Source organism: Rothia sp. HMSC08A08, assembly GCF_001808385.1.
GTDB lineage: Bacteria > Actinomycetota > Actinomycetes > Actinomycetales > Micrococcaceae > Rothia > Rothia dentocariosa.
In genome coordinates this window covers 1-22,359 of record NZ_KV793052.1, presented here as the reverse complement: position 1 = coordinate 22,359, position 22,359 = coordinate 1, and the positions used below count along the sequence as shown (strand labels likewise).

Sequence of the window (22,359 nt, the reverse complement as noted above, 5' to 3'; positions counted from 1 at the left end):
CTCACGGCAGGTTTACTGGGCTGACTGACCGGCTTCACAGGGATAAAACGGGAATATAACGAAGAAGGTTATCCTTCTTGGCATTTTCTTGTGAATTAGCTATAAACCCGGTAGACTAGTGTATTGTTTGCAAGTGGAGTATACTCCCACCCGCATCCGCCCACATATGGTATGAGGCAGACGGGTTAGATAACCGAATTTTCGGTATTCGATGTGTGCCTTCGCTTGTAAACGGCGAGGGCTTTTTTAGTGCTCGCCACGGATAATATTCACGGGGAAACCCACAGAGCACAGGAGCTACTCATTAGCGAACCACGCATAAACGATCGTATCCGCGTTCCGGAGGTCCGACTTGTTGGCCCCGGTGGCGAGCAGGTAGGCGTTGTTCCTCTTAAAGATGCCTTGCGTCTTGCTGAGGATGCCGAACTCGACCTTGTCGAGGTTGCCCCGAACGCGAAACCGCCCGTTTGTAAGCTCATGGACTACGGTAAGTACAAGTACGAAGCTGCGGTCAAGGCTCGTGAATCCCGCAAGAAACAGGTTAACGCCGTTCTGAAGGAAATCCGTTTCCGGCTGAAGATTGATACCCATGACTATGAAACCAAGGTTGGGCACGCTCGTCGTTTCTTGACCGGTGGGGATAAAGTCAAGGCCATGATTCAGTTCCGAGGTCGTGAACAGCAGCGCCCCGAGATGGGTGTGCGTCTGCTTGAGCGTTTGGCAGAAGAACTGGTTGAGGTGAGTACTATTGAGTCTCGTCCTCGTCAGGATGGACGCAACATGGTGATGGTTCTGGCACCGCTTCGCGGTAAAGCAGAAGTGCGCCGTGGACAGAACTCAAGCAACCGCAAGGGTCGCGAGCGTCTCGACACGACTACGGCGAAGCCCGTTAGTAACTCATTGGCAGATGCTATGCCTGCCGAGTTGAAAGCTCAGGCTTCAGCCGAGTAATAGAGCCGAAACACAGCTTGGGGGCGCCCCTCGTTGAGGTGGCGTCCTTGAACTTTGGGTTCGGTGCGGCGGGGTAATCCCCGATCGTAATTCGTCCTTGGGGGAGGGCACTCTTCCCCCTCAAGCTACTCCGCTCGCGCGGGGATGAATGTAAGGAGAACGGCAGCTATGCCGAAGCAGAAGACCCACTCTGGTGCTAAGAAGCGCTTCAAGCTCACCGGTAGCGGCAAGGTTAAGCGCCAGCAGGCGAACCGCCGCCACTACCTGGAGCACAAGTCCTCTCGTCTGACCCGTCGTCTGGCATCCGACCAGATTGTTACTGGTGGCCAGGCAAAGGTTGTTAAGAAGATGCTGGGTAAGTAAGCTACGCTTACAATTCGCCTAGAGAAGCGGGAAAACCCGCATCACAGACCAAGACTCGCTCCTGCACGGTATAACATGATGGCCGTTCAGGACATAAGACGAAGGAGACACACGTGGCACGTGTGAAGCGCGCGGTTAACGCGCACAAGAAGCGCCGTACTATTCTCGATCGTGCATCCGGTTACCGCGGTCAGCGTTCGCGCCTGTACCGTAAGGCTAAGGAACAGGTCACCCACTCGCTCGTATACAGTTACGACCACCGTCGTAAGAAGAAGGGCGATTTCCGTCGCCTCTGGATTCAGCGTATTAACGCTGCATCCCGTGCGCAGGGATTGACCTACAACCGTTTCATTCAGGGCCTTAAGGCTGCCGGTGTTGAGGTTGATCGCCGTATGCTGGCTGAGCTCGCTGTGAACGAGCCAGCAGCTTTCAATGCTCTGGTTGAGATCGCTAAGAAAAACCTACCTGAGGATACCTCGGCTCCTAAAGCGTAACTGAGAGCCAGGTAATACCTGCAGCAGTGCGGGTATTAAAGCGTAAACGGTCGCCGTGTCTCATGACGGCGACCGTTTTTTACTTACATAGAAATCCTGTAAAACGCAGCCCCACTTCAGTGTGCGCGGGGGAGCGCATCGGTTACCTTTTGCCTGTACCCTTAAAGGGTGAATTTTCTAGAACGCATAAGTTCCCCAACCGTGATGTCGAATCCGTATGCTGATCGTGTACGTGACATCGCCAAGCTGAGCACTCGTCGTGGTCGTATCAAGAAAAAACAGTTCATGGTCGAAGGACCCCAAGCCGTGCGTGAGGCGCTGAAAGCTCATCTGCAATCGCCGTTGTTAGACGCCGTGTATGTTACGGAAAATGCTTATGAGCGTCACCCCGATATTGCTGAACTTCTGGAACAAGCGCACGGTACCCCTACACCTGAGGAAGGCCGCCGTGTCTTTATGCGTGTCGTGACCGATGAAGTCTTGGCGGCTATGGCGGATTCCGTAACCCCGCAAGGTATTATTGCCATTTCGTTCATGGTGGATACTTCGTTCTCTGTCTTATGGGGTGAAAACGCTCTCAACCCTAAACTTATCGCTGTACTATCCAGGATTCAGGACCCTGGGAATGCTGGTACTATTCTGCGTGTGGCGGATGCGGCAGGGGCCGATCTCGTTATCACCACGAAGGGGTCGGTTGATCTTTATAACCCCAAGACAGTACGTTCAACGGCAGGTTCTCTCTTTCACGTTCCCATTATTCAAGGTGTTGAGCTGGAAGAATTTGCCGAGGATGTAAAATCTCAGGGAACCGTTGTGCTTGCCGCCGATGGGTACGGTACTGTAAATCTTCAAGACCTTATTGACCACGCGGCAGTTCTTCGCGCTGGTCTTGACGGTGAAGCTCCGGCGGGGGTAAAAGGTGCGTTTGACCTTTCTCGTCCTACTATGTGGCTTTTTGGAAATGAAGCTCAAGGGCTTAGTGCTGAGGAGAAATCTGCGGCTACGATGCGCATTGCAGTTCCAGTGTATGGCGCGGCCGAATCGTTGAATGTAGGTACTGCTGCAGCGATATGCCTCTATGCTTCGGCAATGGCACAACACCAGACTCAGTAGCTTCCTGACTCGGCGGCTCATATAAAATAAGAACTTTTGAAACACAGACATGTATTGGAGAAAGAATGTCCGCTCATTCTGATCACACCGGATCAGGCGCAATTTTTGCGGCTTTAGGCGCAAACCTAGGCATCGCGGTTCTTAAGTTTATTGCCTACCTTCTGACCCGTTCATCCTCAATGTTGGCCGAGGCTATTCACTCGGTGGCAGACTCGGGTAACCAATTACTTCTGCTGGTAGGCGGCAAAGTAGCGCAAAAAGAAGCAGACGAAGAGCACCCTTTTGGTTACGGGCGTAACCGCTATATCTATGCCTTCATCGTATCTATTATTATCTTCGCGCTTGGTGGCCTCTTCGCGCTCTACGAGGGGTACGAGAAATGGCATGACCCGCACGGAATTACGGAATGGCAGTGGGTACCGGTTGCGGTGCTTGTAGGTTCTATTCTCCTGGAAGGTAACTCATTCCGTGTTGCTATTAAAGAATCACGCGAGATGAAAGGACAGCAGAGCTGGCTTCGTTTCTTGCGTACCTCAAAGAATCCGGAGCTTCCGGTACTTCTGCTGGAGGATGCGGGCGCACTTTTTGGCTTGGTCTTGGCTCTTTTCGGTGTGTCGATGACTTTGCTGACTGGCAACGGTCTGTGGGATGCCGCCGGAACTTTGGCTATCGGTATACTTCTGGTTTTTATTGCTATATTCCTTGCTTCTGAGATGAAGTCTTTGATTCTGGGGGAGGCTGCTTCCCCGGAGGATCTCGCGAAAATTCGTGCTGCAATCGAAAACGGGGATCAAGGTCGTGTTATTCATATTAAGACTGTGCATCTGGGACCTGAAGAGATTTTAGTTGCGGCTAAGATCCGCATTCATGATGCTGATACGGGAATTACCGTTGCGAATGAGATCGACAAAACTGAAGAACGTATTCGTGAGGCGGTACCGGCGGCACGCGTTATATATCTGGAGCCGGATGTTTACCGTCCCAAAGCGCAGGACTCCACGAGCGTATCCCATTAGCCGGTAGAAAGCCCGGACTTATAGATCTTCTTGGTCTGCTGGAATGCTTATTCTCGAAAGGAACAGATGTCGGAATATTCCGTTCAAGTGGTGGGTGCTGCTATTGTAGACAGCCTTGAATCACCCTCTTGGATGCTTGTTGCGCAGCGGTCTGCACCCGAATCCCTTGCGGGTTTATGGGAGTTTCCGGGTGGCAAGGTTGAGCCGGGGGAATCTTGCGAGCAGGCGCTGGAACGTGAACTGATAGAAGAACTTGGTGTGAGTGTACATATTGGTTCTGAGGTACAGGGAGATCATCCGCAAGGCTGGGTCTTAAACGAGAAGGCTGCTATGCGGGTGTTCCTTGCCGAGATTAGCAGGGGTGAGCCTTTACCACTCCAAGATCATCGTGAACTTCGATGGGTTTCAGTGAAGAAGCAGAGCGGTCAAGATATTCTTGATTTACCCTGGATTCCCGCCGACTTGCCTATAGTGCGGGAGTTGCTGAGCATACTCCATCAGAGCTGAAATATAACGGTGCGTCTTGTGAGGCATTTCCAGAGCGTAAAGGCATAAGTATCCGTTATTTCTGTAAAAAATGAAAGGTTAACGGATATTTCTTTCTGAACAAGCGTTGGGTTCCTTGTTATTATGCAGACATTCTGTAGGTAAACTATGCCTATCCCAACACTACACTTATGATGTGCTAAGTCTCACACGATCCTGATGGGGTGTGTAACCCAGGGAACCTTTAGAGTTAAATTAAAGAAAAGAAATTTTGTCTAATCTAACGTGGTGACGAATTATGGGTCTTGATGCACAATCATGGGGAATATTCATTGGTAACTTCCTCATCGGTTTACGGGAAGGGCTAGAAGCCGCGCTTGTCGTGGGTATTCTTATTGCCTATGTGCACAAGACCAAGCGTAATCACCTTCTCCCACCTATTTGGATTGGCGTTGCAGCCGCCATCGCTGTTTCGCTCATCTTCGGAGCAATTCTGACTTTTGGGCCTGAAACGCTGACCTTTGAAGCCCAAGAAGCCATCGGCGGTTCCCTCTCGATTATTGCGGTTGGATTTGTCACCTGGATGGTGTTCTGGATGGCGGAAAACGCTCGCGCCCTCTCTGCGGAACTTCACGGAAAACTTGATGCGGTTCAAACTAGCTCATGGGCCGTGATAGTTCTCGCGACTCTCTCAGTAGGGCGTGAAGGTCTTGAAACCACGCTCTTTATCTGGTCTGCCACTCGCGCCGCTACTCAAGGCACTGAGATAGGCACGGTACTTCCTGTCATTGGTGCCATTGTCGGTATTTTGACGGCAGTACTCATTGCGTGGGCTATGATGCGCGGTGTTATGAAGATCAACCTTGCGAAGTTCTTCACCTGGACCGGCGCCTTCCTCATTATTATTGCCGCTGGTGTACTCTCCTATGGTATTCACGATCTACAGGAAGCACGAATACTGCCGGGACTGAATAATATCGCGTTTGCTTCTCAAGACTTTATCGAACCGGGCGGCTTCCTTGCCACGATCCTGAAAGCAGTCTTTAACCTTTCGACCACTACCACGTGGGTCGAAGCTATAGCGTGGGTGCTGTACGTGGGTATCGTTATGCCCCTCTTCTTCTGGAAACAAAAGCGAGGTCATACCCCTTCGCGTAAAGCTGCTGATGCGTCTCAAGCATCTGGCATGGTGCACGTATCGAAGGTGGCTAATAAAATCACTGGTGAAACTGCTTCTTCCTCCAACTCTGCAGGTATTAAGACCCCTACTTCCGATGCCGGATAACTGATTTTTCATATTTCTCTGTCCCCGAACAAAGGAAAACACAATGCGAAAGTCCCTATACTCCGCAGGTGCCCTGCTGTCAGTCGGCGCTATTGCGCTGACCGGGTGCACGCCCAATAGCGCGAATAACGCCTCAGGTGGTTCTGGCGGAACCGCTGACGGTTCCATCTCGGTTACTTCAACCGATACCGAGTGCAAGCTTTCTGCCACCGAAGTTAAAGCTGGTAAGGTTACCTTCAAGGTAAAGAACGAAGGCTCGAAAGTGACCGAGTTCTACGTCCTAGGCTCCGACGGACTGCGCATTATTTCTGAGGTCGAAAACATTGGTCCCAACCTTTCTCGTGATCTCACTGTTGAACTTCCTGAAGGCTCGTATAAGACAGCCTGCAAGCCCGGTATGGTTGGCGACGGTATCAAGGGTGATCTTAAAGTTGTCAAGAACGAGAGCGCTCAGCCCATCTCTGCTGATGAGCAGGCTATGCGCGATACCGCAGTTACGCAATACTCTTCATACGTGAAAGACCAGGTCGAGGCGCTTAAAACCGATACTGACGAGTTCGCCAAGCTCTACCAAGAGGGCAAGAACGAGGAGGCAAAAGCTAAGTACGCGGCGGCCCGTATACATTACGAGCGCATCGAGCCCATTGCGGAAAGCTACGGTGAGACCCTAGACCTCAAGCTGGATGCGCGTGAAACCGATCTCGAAGAAGGTAAGATTCAGGAGTGGACCGGTTGGCACAAGATCGAGAAAGACCTGTGGCAGCCTAAGGCAGATGCCAACGACGGAAAAGAATACAAGCCGCTCACCACTGAAGAACGTAAACAAGTCAGCGAAACGCTCGTGAAGGATACCCAAGAGCTGTACGATTACGTGCATTCGGATAAGTTTAAGCTTGATGCATTCCAGATCTCTAATGGTGCGAAAGAGCTCTTGGATGAGGTTGTCAACACCAAACTGACCGGTGAGGAAGAGAACTGGTCACACACTGACCTCTCCGATTTCCAGGGTAACGTAGACGGTGCGAAGGTGGACTACGAAAACCTTCTGCCGATTCTGCAGAAGAAGAACCCTGAACTTGCCAAGACTCTGCAAGAGAAATTCGACGCCGTGCAGAAGATCCTGGATAAGTACAAGCAGGACGACGGTTTCAAACCCTATAACGAGCTGAGCAAAGAAGAAGTCCGTGAGCTCTCCGATGCCGTGACTGCGCTCGCAGAGCCTGTCTCGCAGATGACTGAGACCGTGGCAGGCGGTGAGTCCGCTGAGGGCAAGAGCGGTGATACTTCTTCGTCGAAGCCGGCTGCGTCATCTGAGTCGTCCGCTGGAGCTTCGCAGGATGCTTCTGAGCCAGCGGCAGGTACCTCATCGGCAACAGCTAAGTAACGTATCAGCATTTCAACGTACAGATCCTGATCACACAGGGGATTGATGGCGTTGGGAGATGTTGCCTAGACGCTGAGCCGTCCGTGAGCGTTTCTACATTCGCGAGATAATCGCGGATACAGGGACGCTTGCGGGCGGTCGGTTCTCAAATATTCAACTGACACACAGTTGTCACATAATCTCCAAAATATTTAGGGAGAATATCTCATGCGTGAAGAAAAGACACCCACGACACAGGTTCAGCAATCCCACACTGCTGACCAGTCAGACGTATCTCGTGGTACCAGTCGACGGACTCTGATGACGGGCGCAGGTATAGCGGCTGCCTCTGTGGCAACTGTAGGCGCTCTTGCTGGATGTTCCGCAGAAGACCAAAAAAATGCTGAGGCCTCGGGTAAGTCTGCTGTTAAAGACTCATATTCTTTCTTTGGTGAGCATCAAAGTGGTATCTCGACAGATGCCCAAGACCGCATGTATTTTGCGGCTCTCACTCTTAAAACCACATCGAAGGATGAGATTAAGAAGCTTTTTAAAGAATGGTCAGAAGCATCGCGTAAACTCATGGCGGGAGAAATCGTGGGGGAGGACTCCTCCTATGAAGCACCTCCAAAAGATACAGGCGAAGCTATGGATCTTTCTGCTGGGCATCTAACTATCACCTTTGGCTTGGGGCGATCGTTTTTCGTGGATTCAGAAGGCAAAGATACGTACGGGTTTAAAGATAAACTTCCGCCCGCCTTGGTAGACATTCCCAAGATGGCGGGGGATGTCATAGAACCCGAACGAAGCGGCGGCGATCTGTGTATTCAAGCCTGTGCTGATGATCCCCAGGTGGCTTTTCACGCTATCCGAAACCTAGTGCGTATTGCTGCGGGTCGTGCCGTTGTAGCGTGGAGCCAGCTCGGATTTGGGCGTACCGCATCCACGTCAAGTACGCAGGATACCCCGCGCAACCTCTTCGGGTTCAAAGACGGTACCAACAATATTAAGGTTCAGAATCCAGAGTTGTTGGAAAAGCATGTCTGGGCTTCAAAATCTAATTCGGAGGGGCACCCCGATTGGATGGACGGCGGCACCTACCTTGCGGCACGCCGCATCCGCATGATTATCGAGACATGGGACCGCTCCCGGCTACGGGAACAAGAAGAAATCGTGGGGCGCACCAAAGTAACAGGCGCGCCGCTGTCAGGCGGTGAAGAATTTACCGCTCCGGATTTTAATATGAAGGGCAAATACGGTCCCATTATTCCCGATGATTCGCATATGCGCCTGATGCACCCAGACCAAAACAACGGGGTGCAGATGCTTCGTCGTGGGTATAACTACACGGATGGTTCTGACGGGCTGGGGCACCTGGATGCCGGTCTCTTCTTTATCGCTTTTATCTGTGACCCTCGCACGCATTTTATTCCTTTGCTCAGTACCATGACGGCATCGGATGCTATGAGTGAGTATCTGCGGCATACCGGGAGCGCGGTCTTCGCTATTCCGGCAGGAGTTAAAGACGAGAACGATTTTATAGCATCAAAACTTTTTAACTAAGCTTCGTATTCAACCTTTAGCGGCTGGTCTACGTTCATATAGCGGACGTTGGCCAGCCGCTATGCGTCATATTGTGGAAATTTAATTTGTTTCCGTAAGCCCTCAGGGTACTATTGAGCTAGAAATCACATATACATCGTGGGAGACAATGATGACTACTCCAGCACCTCAGTACGATCCGAACACTTTTAGACGTGATTCAGCCCCGTCGGATACTCAAGCGATTTACATCCAAGAAGGCGGCGAATCACACGACAGCCTATTTAATTCACCATCGAAACACCCTAAAATTTTCCGTCTTCAAGAAATCATGATTGTATCGGCGCTTTTGTGCTTTCTTCATGGTGTTATCTCAGCTTTTGCGCCAAACAACTTCAAACCGCTTGAAGGCCTTCCGGAATTTGGGGTTTGGGGCGGTCTCGTGCTTCTTGCCGTGGCAGCGGTCGTTTATCTATGGGTTTATTTCACCATTCAGAAAGGTAAACGCATCGGTCTTACTTTTGGACTGATATTTGCGATTTTGGGCGCTTTTATCGCTATTATGTCGATGATCGGCAATATTCTTAACTCCCAGCATTACGGTCTTGTTCCCATCTATGCTGGCTGGTTTATCACGAACGTCCTATGGATTCGTTCCGCTTTTGACCCCGCTGTTAAAGAGCTCCTCGTCTAAATACATAAATGACGACATAATTCCTGGCTGCATTCACAGAGGTGATGCGGCCAGGATCTATTTAAATTTAACGCTGGTTGCGCTGAGATTTTGTGGAAAGCTTTCGGCTACTCTGATCGGGAGAATGTTCTGTAGTTTTTCATGCCTAGGGCCTATAGACACAAGCTATCGTGAAAGAAGACTCCAACTGCACTAAACTAGAAAGATAGCGCGTGTCTGCGTGCCCTGCGGCGCGCCCGCCTGGTGAGAACAATGCACAAATGCAGAGAAGAGTAGTTATGACCGATTCCGTGCAGGAACATGAGAACGCGCCCGAATCAGCGCACATTCTTGCCCGTATTGCACAGGTTTTAAAAGAGAACCCTGAGAACGGTTTAGAAACCGTTCGAGAAGCCTTCGAGGCAGAACGTGAACGCGCGCAGAAAGCTCTGCGTGAGCACGCGCAAGACTTTGACTCGCTCAAGGAAGTACGTCTTGGATTCTTTGGCGATAAAGGCAGCTTAAGCCTTGCCAACCGGCAGATGCGTGACCTTGAAAACCAACATAAGGGGCCGGTCGGTAAACTTTTGGGACAGGCGCGTGCGGCACTCACCGAGGCTATTGAGGCCCGTACCGCAGAACTTGAGGCAGAGCGCGAGGCGCGCATCCTTGCGGAAGAAGCGGTAGATGTCACCGCTGCCACAGCACGCCATTCATTGGGTGGGCGTCACCCTGTTGCGTTGATGCAGGAAAAACTTACCGATATTTTCGTGGGTATGGGCTGGGAAGTCGCCGATGGACCGGAACTAGAGTCCGAGTGGTATAACTTCGATGCCCTGAATATTAAGCCAGATCATCCGGCACGCGAGATGCAGGATACTTTCTATGTAGAGCCTAAAGAAACGCATCTTCTTTTGCGCACCCATACCTCTCCGGTACAGATGCGTTCCATGCTTACCCGTGAGCTGCCACTGTACATTGTGTGCCCTGGTCAGGTTTATCGCACAGATGAGCTTGACGCTACGCACACTCCAGTATTCCATCAGATTGAAGGCTTGGCAGTCGATAAGGGACTGACCATGGCTGATCTGAAGGGCACTCTCGAATATATGGCGCGTGCAATGTTTGGTGAGGACGCGAAGATTCGTTTGCGTCCGAACTTCTTTCCCTTCACGGAACCTTCTGCAGAGCTCGACCTATGGCACCCCCACGCGAAAGGCGGGCCCCAGTGGATTGAGTGGGGCGGTTGCGGCATGGTGCATCCCAATGTTTTACGTGCCGCTGGCATTGACCCCAATGTATATTCGGGTTTTGCGTTCGGCATGGGTATTGAGCGTACCCTCATGTTCCGTAATAATGTCCTTGATATGCACGACATGATTGAGGGCGATATCCGTTTCTCTGAACAGTTCGGGATGGAGATTTAGACACTATGCGTATACCCCTATCATGGCTGCGCGAATTTGCGCCTGTTCCCGCGGATGCTTCGGCTGAGGACGTTCTTGCAACTCTCGTGAAGGTAGGTCTAGAGGAAGAGGATGTTCATCGTCCTACCGATGAGATTTCCGGTCCCATCGTGGTCGGTCAGGTGCTTTCACTGGAGCCCGAAACTCACTCCAACGGCAAGACCGTGAATTGGTGCCAGGTGCGCGTAGTTCCCGAAGGACAAACACAGACTCTCACCGGCAAAGGCATTGAAGAATCCGGCGTGCAGGGTATTATCTGCGGTGCCCACAACTTCAAGGTCGGCGACAAAGTCGTAGTAACTCTTCCCGGCGCCGTACTGCCCGGAAACTTCGCCATTACCGCCCGCAAAACCTATGGGCACAAGTCTGCCGGTATGATCGCTTCTACCCGAGAGCTGGGGATTGGTGAAGATCACGGTGGTATTTTGGTGCTCTCTACGCTGGGTCTTGACCCGGAACTTGGTTCCGATGCGTTGGAACTTTTGGGTCTGCATGACGAAGCAGCAGAGGTTAATGTGACTCCCGACCGCGGATATGCGTTTTCGATTCGCGGTATTGCCCGTGAATATGCGCATGCGACCGGAACTTCTTTTAACGACTTCGTTCTGGAATACGGCGCTCGCGCCCCCAAGGCTAACTCTGAAGGCATCTCGGTACGTCTAGAGGATTCCGCGCCAATTCACGATAACCCGGCAACTATACGCTTCACCATGCGCCAGGTTAATGGTGTGGATGCAACCGCGCCAGTACCCACGTGGATGGCTTCACGCTTGCGCTTAGCGGGTGTGCGTTCTATCTCGCTGCCGGTTGATATTTCCAATTACGTGATGCTTGAGACTGGTCAGCCGCTGCACTTCTATGATGCCGATAAGGTACAGGGAGAAATCATTGTGCGCCGAGCAGTCGCAGGGGAGAAGCTGACGACTTTGGACGGCGTTGAACGCGACTTGCATCCAGAGGACATCGTGATTACCGATGATTCCGGCGTTATCGGTCTTGCTGGTGTCATGGGCGGTGCTTCTACCGAGGTTACGGCTGAGACGAAGAATATTCTGATCGAGGCGGCGCGTTTCGATGAGGTATCTATTGCGCGTACTGCCCGTCGCCATAAGCTGATCTCTGAGGCATCTAAACGCTTTGAACGCGGGGTCGATACAAAACTTCAGCCAGCGGCTGCCCAGCGTGCAGTTGAGCTACTTGTCGAGCTCGCAGCAGGAGTTGCAGATGCGGGGGTGACCGATGTCGTGATTTCTCGCGATCCAGTGGTCATCGACCTTCCCCGGGATTACGTGAAGAACCGCATCGGGGTGGAGTACTCACCCGAACAGATCGTCAATACTCTCACAGAAATAGGATGTGAGGTTGAGGCGACCGCGACGGGATACACCGTAAAAGCTCCTTCGTGGCGTAATGATTTGCTGGCTCCGGAAGATCTAGCGGAAGAAATTGCTCGTTTGGATGGATACGAGAATATTCCGTACACTCTACCCGTCGCTCCCGCAGGTCACGGATATACTCCGGAACAAGCCGCCCGTCGGCGAGCTGCTAATGCGCTCGCGGCAGCTGGGTTGACCGAGGTTTTCGCTTACCCCTTCGTCTCGGAGGAAGCGAATAATCTTTGGTCTTCGCCAACCGCTGGCGAAAAAGTGAACTCGGTACGGTTAGCGAACCCAATTTCTTCTGCTGAGGGATGGCTGCGTCGCTCGCTCCTGCCCGGTTTAACAGAGGTTTTGCAGCGGAATCTCTCGCGCGGTTTCAAAAACTTGAAGATTTTTGAAGCTGGCCGCGTTTTTATTCCTGGTGAACGACAGGGCTCCGCTAGTATCCCTCCTTTGGGTGAACGGCCCAGTGATGAGGTTCTTGCGGATTTGAATGCGGGTATCCCCGAGCAGCCTGTGTATTTTAGTGGCCTATTTGCTGGCGCCGAACACGAGCCAATGCCTGGCACTCAGGCTCGTGCCTATGACTGGCGCGATGCGCTGGATGCGGCACGCCTCATAGCGGATGTTTTAGGTGTTGAGATTGTGATTGCCCAAGGAACCCATCAGGCATTCCATCCTGGACGAACCGCGCAGCTCCGCACGCAGGACGGACAAACTATTGGTTATGCTGGCGAGCTGCATCCGAAGCTCCTGCAGACCGAGAATCTCCCTGAACGTACCTGTGCTTTTGAGGTGAACTTTACTGAACTGTTTGCTTCCCGCTCGGGTGTGCCTCAGGCATCGCCTATTTACGGTTATCCGGCAGCTACTCAGGATGTTGCTCTTGTGGTCGATGAGAATATTCCTGCTTCTGAGGTAGCTCAGGCTCTTCGTGATGGCGCTGGGGAATTGCTCGAAGATTTGCGAGTCTTCGATGATTATCGTGGTCAGGGTGTCGAGAGTGGTAAAAAATCATTGGCGTTTGCTATGCGCTTCCGGGCACCTGATCGCACGCTCACTGCTGAAGAAGCAAGCGCTTCGCGTGAGGCAGCGGTTGCTGTTGCCGTGGAACGCTTTGGGGCTGTGGCGCGTGTGTAGACACACTATGGCATAGTTCATCACTAGCGCCCCTTCGCCCGTTACGTGGATCAGAAGGGGCGTTAGCTATGTGTTCATACGAGTTATGTACTTGCCAAGTTGTAGGTGAGCGTTAGAAAATCGTCACTCTGTGAAGGTTCTATCACGTCTTAACTTTCCGTAAGGCTAAGGCACCGGTACCCTAGTACAGGAAACACGATAAGGAGAGCGCATGACACAGCGTGATGACGAATACGAAGACGTCGATTACGAGGGTACTGAAGAATCCAGGGATGATTTTTTCGGCATGAGCGATGCCGACGATGAATACTACGAAGAACGACCCCACATCAACTGGGTATCGGTATTTAGCGTACTTCTGGCTATCGTGGTTGCAATCGTTCTGTGCGTTGTGGGTGTTCGTGCGCTTTTCTCTGCGAATCAGGACGCGGAATACGAGGGCAAAAGCTGGGTTATTGAAGGCAGTTATGTTGATTTGACCCCCGATTTAGAAACAGACTCGAATGTAGCGCAATATAAGGGTAATCTGCCGAAGGATAACCGCATCGACGGCATGAAATATCGCTCAAACCTGAAGGACACCTATGAGGTCCATGCGGGTGAAAATATCGATTTCCGTGGTACGCAGACTGGAACCTATGCGCAGGATTTCCCCCGTGAGGTAAGTGCTTTAGTCGCAGAGACCTCTGACCACCAGATTGAGGTTGTACGTACCGGTGAAAAAGGAAGCGTTAAAGCGATTGAGCAGGGCAGTGTAGGTCAGCAGTACCTCGTTGGCTGGGGTAGTTTTGCGCTAGCTCTTGTTGTGTTGATCGGTGGATGTGCCTTTGGCATATGGTCTAATCGCCGCTCTCGTGTTGATTATGTAGATGTCGACGGATTCGAGGAATCTGACGACTATGAAGAGGACGATGAGGGCTACATCGTTGAGGAAGAATCTTCACAGGACGATGTAGAGTCGCGGCAAAAGTAGCACAGTAGTAGGCTGAACCTGACCTTGTAGAATATGCGAGGTCAGGTTCCGCTTTTGTATGCGGGAATAGAGGATATAAAGTCCACAAAGTATGCTAGAAACGTAAAAGTTTTCAAATAAAGTTGCGCATAATCGATATTTAGGTCGCATAATTATGTGTGTATGTATTATCTTTGAGTATTGAGAGCGGTGCGGTACCTCGTGGGGTCCGTGACTAGGCTCAACCTGTGGTTGGAACCGAAGGAAGTAGAAGACAAAATGCCTTTCCCCTCGACAAAAATCGCGCGTCAGGCACGTATCGTGGAATTGTTGCAGACCCGCCGTGTACGTTCTCAGGCTGAGCTGGCGCAATATCTTACCGATGACGGTATGAAAGTTACTCAGGCTACGCTCTCACGTGATCTTGTGGAAATTGGTGCTGAACGTATTCGTGATGAGGGTGCTGGTCTCATATATGCTGTTCCAAACTATCCTGCGCGTCGTGGGGGAGGGGCAGCTCCCGATGCACGCATGATTTCGCTCTTTAAAGAGCTGCTTATCACGGCGGAAGGCTCAGGTAATATTACGGTTTTGCGCACCCCACCCGGTGCCGCGCAATTCCTAGCGTCCTCTATCGATCAGAGCGGCTTAGAGGCAATTCTTGGCACAATAGCTGGGGACGATACCGTAATGGTAATATCCCGCGATCCTGCTGGTGGACAGGAACTTGCAGCTAGTTTCTTGGCATGGTCTACAAACTAATAAAAGACTTTATTGAATATTCAAATACGTTGAATGCCATGTAAAGCTATGGTTTGCATGAGGCGGTGGGCGCAAAATTGAGACGTGATGGTTTGTTCCCACTGCCTCTGTGCTATTCAGCGGTTGATGCTGCCGCAGCGAGAAGTTCTTGCATACGCGGTAGGTCGAAGAACCGGGCAACATCCGCAGGGGTTTGTGTACCTAAAGACGCATTGGCGCCAGCATCAAGAAGTAACTGAGAGATAGTGAGGTTATCGCGGAATACCGCGCAGACTAACGCCGTTTGCCCACGGTCATTGAGACGATCTAGGTCTGCACCCGCTTTGAGAAGAACGCGCACGATTTCTTCATGCTCATGGTAAGCGGCAAGGATGAGGAGGGTGTCTCCGTGGGAGTTTGTGAGATTTACCGGTATGCCTTGATCGAGGAGCGACTGGAGCGCAATAGGCTTATTATTGCGGGCAAGGTCAAAGATCGAATTGAGGAATTCGAGCTCTTGGTCTTTTAGCTCAGGGGAGACTTGAGATGATGTTGAAGAGTTATCGGTCATGGAGGCTTCCTGCATAGGAGATTATCGTTTATTTTGATTCATTCATAAATACTATTACGAATTTATCAGAATACAAATTTGTTGAATAAATGTGACAGGTAAAAAGCTCGGTTTATAGGTATGCTGTAAACCTTGCCTGAGATTGACGGGTTTAGAATGGAGAAGGCTAAACAAACGCCATATTGTGCTGTTAGCACTACCCCGAGTTAGAGCTTTTTCATGCTACGCAAGAACATACAACAGGAATAAAGAAACGATGCCCGTTACTGTTGAGAATGCCTCCGCCCCTGAACCGGCAACATCGCACAATATTGCACGTCTGCTCGCAAGCCGCATACACGAGAACACTCCAGCGCTAGTATTTTCAGCCTCCTCGAATATCGCTACGGTGACATATCGAAAACTGGGGCAGGCGGCGGCTCGGGTACAGACACATCTGCGAAAATGTGGTGTGAAGGAAGGCGATCGAGTAGCGCTCTCTTTGCCTAATGTTCCCCTGATGCCCGCTCTATACTATGGCATTCTGGCAAGCGGTGCTCTCTGTGTTCCGTTAAACCCTCTGCTGAGTGGTGCCGAGCTTGAACATCATCTGCAGGATAGCGGCGCTACCGTGCTCTTTGCCTGGGAAGGAACCCGCCTAGCAGCTGAAGCACACCAAGTGCCCCTCGTGTGTGACGGAACCGTGCATCTTGAGATATTAGGCGGCACGAGTGCAGACCCTCAATCTTCATTAGCTCCCTTTGGAACAGACCATACGTCTGAACCAGAACTCAAATTATGCCCCGTAAGCCCGGCGGACCCGGCGCTTATTCTCTATACCTCGGGAACCACAGGAAAGCCCAAGGGCGCGACCCTAACGCACGCTAATATTCTGAGTAATGCCCAAAGCTGTGCTCAAGTGTTCGGATTTACCGCTGAAGATATTATTTTTGGTGGCTTACCTCTTTTTCATGCATTTGGGCAAACAGTCACCCTCAACGCGGCATGCGCTGCTGGCTCATCCATCGCTCTTTTGCCAAGGTTCACCCCCGAAGAGGCAATCAAACTCATCGACCAAGCCGATGTGACGGTTCTTGCAGCAGTACCCAGCATGTATGCTGCGCTTATAGCCGCACTCGAAGAAAACCCGTCTAACGCTCGCCAGCTGAAAGGACGCATCCGATTTGGTATTTCTGGCGGCTCACCCCTGTCCGCATCTGCACACAGTGCATTTGATGCGTTAATCTCCTGTCCTATATATGAAGGGTATGGGCTGAGCGAAACCTCACCAGTTGTCAGTTTTAATCAGGCCCAGTTTGGGCACGTAACTGGCTCCGTCGGACGCGTGCTTCCGGGAGTACAGGTGCAGATACGTGACGATGAAGGTCGGTCTTTACCTGCAGGAACTCATGGGCAGCTTTGGGTTTCGGGCGAAAATATCATGGCGGGATACTGGAATAACCCTCAGGCTACGGACGAGGTTTTCGACGGTACATGGTTTGCCACCGGAGATATAGCTCGTCTGGATAACAACGGCAATATTTATATTGTGGACCGCATTAAAGACATGGTGCTGCGTAATGGGTATTCCGTTTATCCTCGTGAAATAGAGGATGTTCTTCAGACACATCCGCAGGTTCGAGCCGTTGCCGTTATTGGTCTTGATGATGCGCTTGTTGGCGAGGAGATTACGGCTGTTGTCGTCTCTCGCGGGCACAAGGATGATGAATCGCTGATTCAAGAATTAGATACTCTCGCGCGTGAGAAACTCGCTGCCTATAAGTATCCGCGCCATTATCGAATTGTAGATTCCATGCCGTTGGGGCCCACTGGAAAAATCCTTAAACATGAACTACGTGCCATGTTTATCGAAAAAAGGTAGAATTCTTGAGGCTGTCAAAGCCACCGTGCCGCATTAATTCTGCGGCGAACATACATCGACTGATCCCAAAACCCGCTGACCTCCGAAAGAGAGAGTAATGAACGTTTCTGCGCTCGCATCCATGCAAGAGCTTATTCCGGCGGCATGCGCAACCATTCAGGATTACCCACATCAGGGAATCCTGTTCTACGACGTCACCACTCTCTTTGCAAACGCTGAGGTTTTTAAAGCATCTATTGACGAGATAGCACGGCTTTTTGAAGGTACTTATGACGTTGTCGCTGGTGTAGAAGCCCGTGGTTTTCTTATGGCTTCAGCGCTTGCTTATGCCTCCGGCAAAGGCATTATGACGGTACGTAAGGCCGGTAAGCTGCCCCGTGAAACATACCGCGAAGAATATGAGCTTGAGTATGGTACTGCAGCTATCGAGATTCACTGTCATGATTTCGCACCGGGAACCCGCGTGCTTCTACTCGACGATATCTTGGCAACCGGTGGCACGCTGGTGGCTGCCACGAAGCTTATTGAACGTGCGGAGCTGAAAGTAGCAGGAATTGGCACTCTCTTGGAACTCAAAGGCTTGGGCGGGCGTGAAGCTCTGGCGCAATACCGAGTAGAAACTTTAAGTGTAGTTTCTGAGTAACGTCCTGCCTCAAAGCACATAGACATAGCTTTTGAGCGTGCATATAACCCTGTAAAATAGATACTCTGTTTTCGGCATCGCCGTAAATCGTGAGTTAATCGGCGTTATGCCGTTAAAGGAGTTTTTATGCCCGCAGAAACATCTAAGAATGTTTCCGAGAATGTTGCTACACGTGTCTTTGCGCAGCAGCTTGCCCAAGAACGCGAACATGTTGCAAAAATCTATGCACGACTAGATGATTTACGGGAAGAAACCTCACAAAAACTCGCGGATGTTCGCAAGAATCAGGCGGTTGGTGGGCATCAAAACCGTTCCGAACGGGACTCTTTTGCCACCCATTACGAAGATCGCCTGGCCCAGCTTAACGCAGTGGATGCGCGGCTTGTTTTTGGCCGTCTTGACCTTACAAAAGACGGAGCCGATGAGGTTCGGTATATCGGCCGTTTAGGAATTATGGATAGCGACCAGAAGCGGCTTTTGATGGATTGGCGTGCCCCCGAGGCCGGCACGTTCTATCAGGCTACGGCGTTTAATCCGTTAGGGGTTCGGCGTCGGCGGCATCTGATGTTGGAGGGACGTACCGTCACCAACATCGAAGATGAGGTGTTCGACTCCGAATTGCTTCAGGATAGCGACACTTTGCATGGTGAAGGTGCGCTTCTCGCGGCTTTAAATAAGAAACGCACCGGGCGGATGAATGATATCGTCGCAACCATACAAGCCGAGCAGGATGCGATTATTCGTTCCGAGCTGCCCGGCGTTCGGGTTGTTCAGGGCGGGCCAGGTACCGGTAAAACTGCAGTTGCTCTGCATCGTGCGGCATATTTGCTGTATACAAATCGAGAACGCCTCGCTAAAGCGGGTGTATTAGTGGTAGGACCGTCGCATTCATTCATGTGGTACATTGAGCGTGTTCTGCCTTCTCTGGGGGAAACCGGAGTGGTCATGGCTTCCTTGGCAACACTGTACCCTGGGCTTCGCGCTGTACCAGAGCACGATCGTCGTATCGCTGGGCTTAAGGGTGATTTGCGCATGGTAGAGGTAATCAAGAAAGCAGTTGAAGATCGCCAAAAAGTTCCTGAGCGGGAACAGCGCCTCAACGTTGAGGGCACTGATGTTGTTCTTACTCCACAGATGGTACGTTCAGCACGTTCTCGAGCTCGTGCTACTGGAAAACCACATAATGAAGCTCGCGAGACGTTCGTCAAAATTTTGCTTAAGGAACTGACGAGCGTGCTGGACGATCAGCTTAATAAAGCCGCTGGTCGCATTGTGGAGCGCCCTTATTTACAAGATGATGTGCGTGCTTCTTTGGATGTACGACGTGCTCTTAACCTTGCCTGGATGCCGCTTTCACCTGAAACGCTGGTGCGTTCTCTGTTCTCGAAACAGCAATATCTAGAGTCCGCAACTCAGAATTTTACTGAGGCAGAAAGGGAACTTCTCAAACGCCCTGCCGATGCTCCTTTGACTGAGGCTGATGTTCCTTTACTGGATGAAGCTGCGGAGCTTCTCGGTGATTTCTCCCGGGTCACGGGTGCGGCAGCAGCAGCGCGCGCAGAGGCTGAGCATCGAGCTAACCTTGAGAATGCGTCAAAAGCACTTGAGAATGTGCATCAGACACTCGCCGATATTGGTGCAGACGGCGTTGTTACGGCCGAGCAGATCGCCGCTCTCAACGAGGTAGGTATCAATCGTATGACTGCTGCAGCTGCGGCACAGGCGGATCGCACCTGGGCCTATGGGCATATTGTTGTGGATGAAGCGCAAGAGCTTTCGCCTATGCAATGGCGTTTGCTGATGCGACGATGCCCCATGAAATCGTTTACGGTAGTGGGAGATATTGCGCAGGCATCTTCAGCCTCTGCCGCTTCATCGTGGTCTCAGGCTCTTGAACCTTTTGTGGGGGAGCGGTTTACCCTTGAAGAATTGACGATTAACTACCGTACCCCGGCGCAAATTGCGGATGCCGCGGTCGCCGTTGCACGCGAAGCCGGGTATGAAGTGTCAGCACCTCGTGCTGTGCGTGAAGGACAATGGGCACCTTTTATCCATCGGGTGCCCCAGGAACACGTGGTTGCTGAGACTGTCCAGCACGTGAGTGATGAGGTTGCCCTAGGAGATGGGGCTCTTATCGGAGTAGTCTGTTCCCCCGCCCAGTACACACAGGTGGCGCGTGCAGTTATGGAAACACATGCGGATCGTACAGGAACCGCTGAGGACGCCGTCGAAAATCAGGTTCTTGTTTTGACTCCTTGGGAAGCTAAAGGGCTTGAGTTTGATGTTGTCATCATCGTGGAACCGCAGCAGCTTCTTGATGATGCACAAGGTGCTGTAGGTGATCTATATGTATCAATGACTCGCCCCACACAGCGGCTTCATCTGGTAGGAACCTCAATGCCCGCAGGTCTAGGTGCTGAAGCAGCCGGATCTGCCCAGTCGTAAAGTGGACCTGTAAGTAGTGTTGGCATGTATCGCAGGTAGCGACGTAGTGCTAGGCTATAACTATCAATCTTGGGTGTACTTACTATGTGCAGGCTGTATTCTGTGCATCAAATATTTCTACACCGTATGTCATGGAACGGAGAACATTGAGAACCATGTCTGCCGACATCCTTAATGCGCAGCACAATGACGACACGTTCGAGAACATCTGGCAGGAGCTCAAATGGCGCGGACTCGTGCATGTGAGTACTGACGAAGAGGCACTCGAAAAAGCATTGAGCGATGAAAAGCTTACATTCTATACCGGGTACGACCCTACCGCCGCATCCTTACATTTGGGGCACCTTGTGCAGCTTTTGGTAATGCGTCGTCTGCAACTTGCCGGGCACTACCCCCTAGGTCTGGTGGGCGGTTTTACTGGCCTAATCGGAGACCCCCGGCAGACATCGGAGCGCGTACTTAACTCCCGAGAAGTCGTTGCTGAATGGGTTCAATCTCTACGGTCTCAGATTGAGCGTTTTCTTTCGTTTGAGGGCGAGAATGCGGCTCGTATGGTGAATAATTTGGATTGGGGCGGGCAGCTTTCGGCTATCGATTTCTTGCGCGATATTGGTAAGCATTTTCGTGTGGGCACGATGGTCAAGAAGGAAATTGTTGCTAAACGCCTAAACTCTGAAGAAGGAATTTCTTACACTGAGTTCTCGTACCAAATCTTGCAGGGCTTGGATTATCTTGAGCTTAACCGTCAGTACGGATGCACTTTGCAAACCGGTGGTTCTGACCAGTGGGGTAATCTCACCAGCGGCACCGAGCTGATTCGCAAGGTCGAGGGAAAAACCGTTCATGCTATTGGAACCCCTCTGATTACAAACTCTGATGGCACGAAGTTTGGTAAGAGCGAAGGCAACGCAATTTGGCTGAACCCCGAGATGTGTTCTCCATATGCCTTTTACCAGTTCTGGCTTAATACCGCTGATGCGGATGTAATAGATCGTTTGAAGGTCTTTACTTTCTTGACTCGTGCGGAGATTGGCGAATACGAGCATAAGGTCGAAACCGAAGCGTACAAGCGTGAAGCACAGAAACGGCTTGCTTATGAGGTTACGGCCCTTGTTCACGGTGTTGAGCCTACGGAACAGGCCATAGCGGCTTCGGAAGCCCTTTTTGGCAAGGGAGACTTTGCGGCCTTGGACGAGAGCACTCTTCAGGCTGTAATGGATGAGCTACCTTCGGTTGAGCTCTCTTCGGATCGGCTGGATCTGATTACTGCGCTTACGGAGCTTGGTTTTGCCTCTTCCAAGTCTGAGGCGCGACGCATCCTGAAAGAAGGCGGCGCGTCTGTCAATGGTGTGAAGGTTCAAGGTGAAGATGCCCTGATCTCATCTGATCAGCTTTTGCACGGTAAGTATGCAATCGTGCGTCGGGGCAAGAAAAACCAGGGCGCGATTACCGTAGTATAGAGTTTACTATTCCCGTTTACCACAGGATCTTGAAGGGTTTCCACACAGTTCGATGTATGGGAACCCTTCATTTATATCTTCAGTGCGGCGGCCTAAAGAGAAAAGAATATTTTAGCGATTCGAGTTTTTGAGGTGGCATGACGGGAATACGCGCTTTTTAAGAACAGTGAAGAGCTTCATAGCTTAGGGGTCTTTCGCACCCCCAACCAGCACTGTAGAATTTATAGATATCTGACTAGTATTTTTATGAGTGTTCTATCTCATCACCCACTGGGTTGCGGTGGTGGGTGTGGGTGTGTATAGTTGTATGAGTCGCCGCGGCGAGGACTTCATTTCTGGTTGTGATCCGGGTGGGGTTGGTTGCGGTGATTTATCATGTGATGACCGGCTGATGATGATCTCTGCATGCGTGTTT

Annotated in this window: 19 protein-coding genes; 18 read left to right on the top strand and 1 reads right to left on the bottom strand. The window is 51.3% G+C overall.

Annotated features, from left to right (window positions below):
- Positions 1-249: 249 nt before the first annotated feature.
- The 14 genes from infC to HMPREF3164_RS00030 all read left to right on the top strand — a co-directional run bounded on the left by infC (position 250) and on the right by HMPREF3164_RS00030 (position 14,985).
- Positions 250-951: a translation initiation factor IF-3 gene (infC, locus tag HMPREF3164_RS00095; protein WP_083297303.1), complete on the top strand. Its 702-nt coding sequence runs from the start codon at positions 250-252 to the stop codon at positions 949-951.
- A 168-nt stretch (positions 952-1,119) separates the two neighbouring features.
- On the top strand, positions 1,120-1,314 hold the full coding sequence (gene rpmI / locus HMPREF3164_RS00090; protein WP_004006287.1) for a 50S ribosomal protein L35: 195 nt from the start codon (positions 1,120-1,122) through the stop codon (positions 1,312-1,314).
- A 113-nt stretch (positions 1,315-1,427) separates the two neighbouring features.
- A complete protein-coding gene (gene rplT, locus HMPREF3164_RS00085) occupies positions 1,428-1,808 on the top strand; it encodes a 50S ribosomal protein L20 (RefSeq protein ID WP_004006288.1) in 381 nt (126 codons plus the stop codon).
- Positions 1,809-2,012: 204 nt separating this feature from the next.
- Positions 2,013-2,921, top strand: coding sequence for a TrmH family RNA methyltransferase (locus tag HMPREF3164_RS00080; protein ID WP_246822535.1), 909 nt, complete (start codon positions 2,013-2,015; stop codon positions 2,919-2,921).
- Positions 2,922-2,986: 65 nt separating this feature from the next.
- Positions 2,987-3,937 (top strand): cation diffusion facilitator family transporter, encoded by a 951-nt coding sequence (locus HMPREF3164_RS00075; RefSeq protein ID WP_070448400.1) that lies wholly within the window; start codon positions 2,987-2,989, stop codon positions 3,935-3,937.
- 66 nt (positions 3,938-4,003) lie between these two features.
- Positions 4,004-4,444 (top strand): (deoxy)nucleoside triphosphate pyrophosphohydrolase, encoded by a 441-nt coding sequence (locus tag HMPREF3164_RS00070; RefSeq protein ID WP_070448399.1) that lies wholly within the window; start codon positions 4,004-4,006, stop codon positions 4,442-4,444.
- Between the two features lie 277 nt (positions 4,445-4,721).
- Positions 4,722-5,708, top strand: a complete 987-nt coding sequence (gene efeU, locus HMPREF3164_RS00065) for an iron uptake transporter permease EfeU (RefSeq protein WP_004006292.1) — start codon at positions 4,722-4,724, stop codon at positions 5,706-5,708.
- A gap of 43 nt (positions 5,709-5,751) precedes the next feature.
- Positions 5,752-7,092 (top strand): iron uptake system protein EfeO, encoded by a 1,341-nt coding sequence (gene efeO / locus HMPREF3164_RS00060; protein WP_070448398.1) that lies wholly within the window; start codon positions 5,752-5,754, stop codon positions 7,090-7,092.
- A 207-nt stretch (positions 7,093-7,299) separates the two neighbouring features.
- Positions 7,300-8,634, top strand: coding sequence for an iron uptake transporter deferrochelatase/peroxidase subunit (gene efeB / locus HMPREF3164_RS00055; protein WP_013398783.1), 1,335 nt, complete (start codon positions 7,300-7,302; stop codon positions 8,632-8,634).
- Between the two features lie 151 nt (positions 8,635-8,785).
- Entirely contained in the window at positions 8,786-9,307 is a 522-nt protein-coding gene (locus HMPREF3164_RS00050; protein ID WP_239652978.1) for an ABC transporter ATPase, read from the top strand.
- Between the two features lie 278 nt (positions 9,308-9,585).
- The gene (pheS, locus tag HMPREF3164_RS00045; protein WP_013398785.1) at positions 9,586-10,713 is read left to right on the top strand and encodes a phenylalanine--tRNA ligase subunit alpha; all 1,128 of its coding nucleotides are present in this window, start codon (positions 9,586-9,588) and stop codon (positions 10,711-10,713) included.
- A 5-nt stretch (positions 10,714-10,718) separates the two neighbouring features.
- Positions 10,719-13,271, top strand: coding sequence for a phenylalanine--tRNA ligase subunit beta (pheT, locus tag HMPREF3164_RS00040; protein WP_070448397.1), 2,553 nt, complete (start codon positions 10,719-10,721; stop codon positions 13,269-13,271).
- A 211-nt stretch (positions 13,272-13,482) separates the two neighbouring features.
- A complete protein-coding gene (locus tag HMPREF3164_RS00035; protein ID WP_004006298.1) occupies positions 13,483-14,244 on the top strand; it encodes a hypothetical protein in 762 nt (253 codons plus the stop codon).
- A 258-nt stretch (positions 14,245-14,502) separates the two neighbouring features.
- Positions 14,503-14,985, top strand: coding sequence for an arginine repressor (locus HMPREF3164_RS00030; RefSeq protein WP_048751575.1), 483 nt, complete (start codon positions 14,503-14,505; stop codon positions 14,983-14,985).
- A 112-nt stretch (positions 14,986-15,097) separates the two neighbouring features.
- On the opposite strand, the gene HMPREF3164_RS00025 is transcribed toward HMPREF3164_RS00030, so the two are convergent.
- A complete protein-coding gene (locus tag HMPREF3164_RS00025) occupies positions 15,098-15,535 on the bottom strand; it encodes an ankyrin repeat domain-containing protein (RefSeq protein ID WP_070448396.1) in 438 nt (145 codons plus the stop codon).
- 256 nt (positions 15,536-15,791) lie between these two features.
- Here HMPREF3164_RS00025 and HMPREF3164_RS00020 point away from each other — a divergent pair, with 256 nt between their 5' ends.
- The 4 genes from HMPREF3164_RS00020 (at position 15,792) to tyrS (ending at position 21,944) form a co-directional block, all read left to right on the top strand.
- The gene (locus HMPREF3164_RS00020; RefSeq protein ID WP_070448395.1) at positions 15,792-17,396 is read left to right on the top strand and encodes an AMP-binding protein; all 1,605 of its coding nucleotides are present in this window, start codon (positions 15,792-15,794) and stop codon (positions 17,394-17,396) included.
- 97 nt (positions 17,397-17,493) lie between these two features.
- Positions 17,494-18,039, top strand: coding sequence for an adenine phosphoribosyltransferase (locus HMPREF3164_RS00015; protein ID WP_070448394.1), 546 nt, complete (start codon positions 17,494-17,496; stop codon positions 18,037-18,039).
- 126 nt (positions 18,040-18,165) lie between these two features.
- Positions 18,166-20,484 carry a HelD family protein gene (locus HMPREF3164_RS00010; RefSeq protein ID WP_070448393.1) on the top strand — a complete coding sequence of 773 codons (2,319 nt, stop codon included), beginning with the start codon at positions 18,166-18,168 and terminating at the stop codon, positions 20,482-20,484.
- Positions 20,485-20,639: 155 nt separating this feature from the next.
- A complete protein-coding gene (gene tyrS, locus HMPREF3164_RS00005; RefSeq protein WP_070448392.1) occupies positions 20,640-21,944 on the top strand; it encodes a tyrosine--tRNA ligase in 1,305 nt (434 codons plus the stop codon).
- Positions 21,945-22,359: the final 415 nt, after the last annotated feature.